Source organism: Hydrogenivirga sp., from assembly GCF_056450045.1.
The window spans coordinates 1-4,007 of the sequence record NZ_JBWONM010000020.1 but is presented as its reverse complement, the minus strand read 5'-3'; the positions used below and the strand labels follow the sequence as shown (position 1 = coordinate 4,007).

The 4,007-nt window shown below is 52.2% G+C and carries 4 protein-coding genes and 1 CRISPR repeat array; of the genes, 1 reads left to right on the top strand and 3 read right to left on the bottom strand.

The features are described 5' to 3' along the window. Positions 1–51: 51 nt before the first annotated feature. A CRISPR array of direct repeats spans positions 52–673; the repeat unit is 35 nt; unit sequence GTCGCAATCCCTCACTTTTCAGGGATGACTGCAAC. Between the two features lie 348 nt (positions 674–1,021). Further along, positions 1,022–1,390 (bottom strand): cupin domain-containing protein, encoded by a 369-nt coding sequence (locus AC1HCM_RS00630; protein ID WP_479459841.1) that lies wholly within the window; start codon positions 1,388–1,390, stop codon positions 1,022–1,024. A gap of 18 nt (positions 1,391–1,408) precedes the next feature. Here AC1HCM_RS00630 and AC1HCM_RS00625 point away from each other — a divergent pair, with 18 nt between their 5' ends. Then, a complete protein-coding gene (locus AC1HCM_RS00625) occupies positions 1,409–2,428 on the top strand; it encodes a chorismate-binding protein (protein ID WP_479459840.1) in 1,020 nt (339 codons plus the stop codon). Here AC1HCM_RS00625 and sreC read toward each other — a convergent pair. Next, entirely contained in the window at positions 2,419–3,435 is a 1,017-nt protein-coding gene (gene sreC / locus AC1HCM_RS00620) for a sulfur reductase subunit SreC (RefSeq protein ID WP_479459839.1), read from the bottom strand. The genes AC1HCM_RS00625 and sreC overlap by 10 nt on opposite strands. Next, positions 3,435–4,007 (bottom strand): sulfur reductase subunit SreB (sreB, locus tag AC1HCM_RS00615; protein ID WP_479459838.1); only part of this gene is annotated, 573 nt, incomplete at its 5' end. The genes sreC and sreB, both read right to left, overlap by 1 nt.

Genomic DNA, 4,007 nt, shown 5'->3' with positions numbered 1-4,007 from the left:
GATGACTGTAACCATCACAACGGCGTTCTCTCTGAACATGCTCAGCTCCTTGTCGCAATCCCTCACTTTTCAGGGATGACTGCAACCAGAAAAGAGCTATCAATTTGGTTCAGCCTCAATCAGGTCGCAATCCCTCACTTTTCAGGGATGACTGCAACACAGAAGAGGAGTATTGGCTTGACAACGAGCTTTACCGGTCGCAATCCCTCACTTTTCAGGGATGACTGCAACGTTGAAGCCTCGTCCCTTGACGAGGCAGAAAGGTACTTCAGTCGCAATCCCTCACTTTTCAGGGATGACTGCAACGAGAACCCATTTCGGGTTCTCCTCAAAATCACTTGGGTCGCAATCCCTCACTTTTCAGGGATGACTGCAACATGGGCTGGATGAAACATTGTGATTGGGCACTTCAGATGGGTCGCAATCCCTCACTTTTCAGGGATGACTGCAACTCGGAAGCGAAGTCCACGGCAGAGCCTCATTCAGGCTCGTCGCAATCCCTCACTTTTCAGGGATGACTGCAACATGGAGCTAAAACTTCATAGGAGGTAGTGGTATGAGAGAAGTCGCAATCCCTCACTTTTCAGGGATGACTGCAACTCATGCGGGGAAAGAGGAGATGGCAACGCCTAATGAAAGTCGCAATCCCTCACTTTTCAGGGATGACTGCAACCCTACCTATTAAAAACCCTTTTTATCAACAACTTAGAACTGCGAATTGTTTGCAATTGGGGTTGATGTCGGGATTTTGTAGATATATCAATGCATTCCTTCCCGAGTGCATCCCCCAACGCTTTGCTTAAAATTCGCCCTATTCAGTTGTCAAGGAGCCGGCAGGGAATTTCTCCCTGCATGTTGAGCTTCAATAAGATTAGAACTTCAGCCAAAAATAGAATATGATCCTTATCATCTTTCACGATTTTGAACGTAATATCAACAACTTACGATAGCAAATTTTAAAATTTTGTAAGTCCTTTATCTATCATTCTTTTTGCGATGGGCATGGAACTTGACATAACCCTCAATCAATATCCACCCTCACGCTGTCCTTCCCGTCGTAGGAGGGGCTGAAGGTGGCAAGGAGAACGGAGACGACGGAGGTGTTGGTGTAGAAGTGAACCTTCCCCCTCGGTATGAAAGCGCTGTCGCCTTCCCTCAGCTTCTCCCTCCTTCCGTCCAGATAGAGCTCCCCTCCTCCCTTGAGGACTACAAAGGTCAGGTCGTGCTCCGCATGGTAGTGAGGAGGCTCCGCGGTCCTTATGAAGACGAGGAACTGGCTCATCCCTTCGCTCTCATGGAGCTTGACAGCCTCAATTTCTTTTACCTCTTCGCTCTTGCTCTTCACAATATCCGCAAGCTCCCTTACTCCCTCTGGACCAAAGCTCTTCATGGTTAAGATTATATCTCCATGCGTCTCATAGTATCGGGAGGCTGGTTCGGAAAGGAGGGTCTCTACGAAGTTGAGGTTCTCGGGATAAGCACCTTCACTAAGCTTCCGCCCCCTCCCGAAGATAGCTCCTTCTTGCTCCTGTCCTACGACCTTACCTCCCAGACCCTCGGGGTTCCCGTGAAGAGCTCCGACCTACCGCCCGCTCTCCTCATAAAAACGGGAGAGCTCCGAAGGCTCAGGGAACCCGAACAGAGGAGTCCCTCCCTCAGACTCAAGGGCTGTAGCCTCGGCAGGGAGGAGTATCTCTCAAGGGTTGAGAGGGTAAAGTCCTACATAGAGAGGGGAGATGTGTACCAGCTGAACCTTACCAGCAGGTTTGACTTTGAGCTCGGATCAGATCCAGAGGAGCTGTTCTTTACCTTCTTCCGGCGCCAGCCGGTACCCTTCGCCTTTTACCTTGATGCAGGGGACTTCTTTCTCCTTTCGGGCTCAATGGAGCTATTCCTTGAAAAGAGGGGAAGCCTGCTAAGGAGCAAGCCGATAAAGGGGACGGGTAAAAAGCCAGCCCAGATACTCCTGAGCGAGAAGGAGAGGGCTGAGAACCTGATGACAACGGACATGATGAGGAACGATATAGGGAGGGTGGCTCTTAAGGGGAGTGTCAGGGTGAGCGAGCTCTTCGGGATAGAGAGCTACAGAACCCTCTGCCACATGCACTCAACCGTTGAGGGGCAAACCTACGCCGACCTCAGGACTATACTTGAGGCCACCTTCCCGCCCGCCTCGGTGACCGGAGCTCCAAAGAGGAGGGCTGTCCAGATAATTGACGAGCTTGAGCCCCATGCGAGGGGGTATTACTGCGGGACCGCAGGTTTTGTCTGGAGAGGAGGGGACTTTACCTTAAGTGTTCTCATAAGGACCGCCTTCGGCGGTGGTTCTGAGATAAGCTACTTCTCCGGATGCGGTATAGTCTGGGACTCAGAGCCCGAGAGGGAGTGGGAGGAGCTCCTGCTCAAGCGGAGAGCCTTCTATCCGTAAAGGGATATCCTCGTCTCCTTCCTCTCCATGAAGCCCTTCCTGAGCTTGTAGCCCTCTTCGGGATAGAGACCGTAGTAGAGGTTCTGGACGTGGTTGCCCTCAACGAAGAAGCTCCACCTCTCAAGGGCGCTTCCTGCAAGAACAAAGATGTAGGTCAGCCCGAGTATCCAGTGGTTCACCGTCCCCGTTATCCAGGCGTAGAGAACAAGGAACAGGGGAACGATAAAGGTGAGCAGGTAGGCTAAGGGTATCACGGTGGAGAGGAGCTCCTTCCCCTTCCTGTAGTAAAACTCTGTCGTACAGTAGTTCTCAGTAGTTGAGCCTGTGTCTATCACCCTTATGGGTCTGTTGTGGGGGAGGTTGAGGGCTTCGTTCATTGTGGGACGCTTGAGGTAGAACTGCCTTATGTTGAAGGCGAGCCTGAATCCCAGTCCGAGGGCGAGAAAGAGGAAAGATAGGAATATGAAGGTTCCCAGATAGGGGAGGCGGTAAAGGTAGGAGAAGTAAGCCATCAGCGTTGAGCCGAGCATTAGGTACATGAGGAGGTAGTAGATAACAGTAACGGAGCTGTTCCACTCCAAGACGAACCTGTTGGAGGCATATATCATAGCTGTGGAGAAACCGCTCAGCACCCCGAGTATGAAGGTGAGAACACCGAAGAGGTGCTCAAAGAGAGGGTTTGCCCCCGTGAAGTTCAGGACGAGGTACACAAGAAGGGTAAAGCCGTAAGCGCCGCTGAAAACAGCCTCTCTTGAGAGCCAGGAGGTTCTGAACCTCCTTATAGCCTTCCAAGCCCTGAGCTTGTGCCCAAGGTGGAAGGAAGCTCCAACAGCCCCGAGGGCTATCAGAACGAGCTCAATAACTCCCAGCTTGAGGATGACCTCCCTGGGAAGACCCTCACCCTTTCCAAAGAGCTTGAGGAACTCAATGGAGTACATGAATATGAACAGGCCTATTGATGTTCCAGCGGTGAGGAAGAAGAATATCAGCGACATCGGGGGATGCATCAGACCACCTCCTCCACCTGCTTTTCTTCAGGCGTGCCGGCTTTATTTGAAACATGGTGTCTCTTCATAACCTCAAGGAAGAGAGGGTTGTCGGGCTTGAGTATGTGCTTCTCAAACTCCTCAAGGTTTATCTTCGTCTCCGTACGTGGGAGGTAGTGGTTTGCGGGGTTTGTTCCCATGTCGGGGAATAGGACGAAGCCGTTCCTCTCCTCTATAACTTTAAAGACCTCGCTGTTGGGGTCCTCTATATCACCGAAGAACCTCGCCCTCGCCGGACAGGTGAGAACGCAGGCGGGCTGGCGGTGCTCAGGGGGCAGGGACTCATCGTATATCCTGTCTATGCAGAGGGTGCACTTCTTCATAACCTTGTCCGCCTCATCAAACTCCCTGCATCCGTAGGGACAGCTCCAGGAGCAGAGCTTACAGCCTATGCAGTCATCGTAGTTGACCAGCACTATACCGTCCTGTTCCCTCTTGTAGGTAGCTCCCGTGGGGCAGACGGGCACGCAGGGTGCGTCCTGGCAGTGGAGGCACGACTTGGGAAGGTGGAAGACCTGGGTGTTGGGGAACTC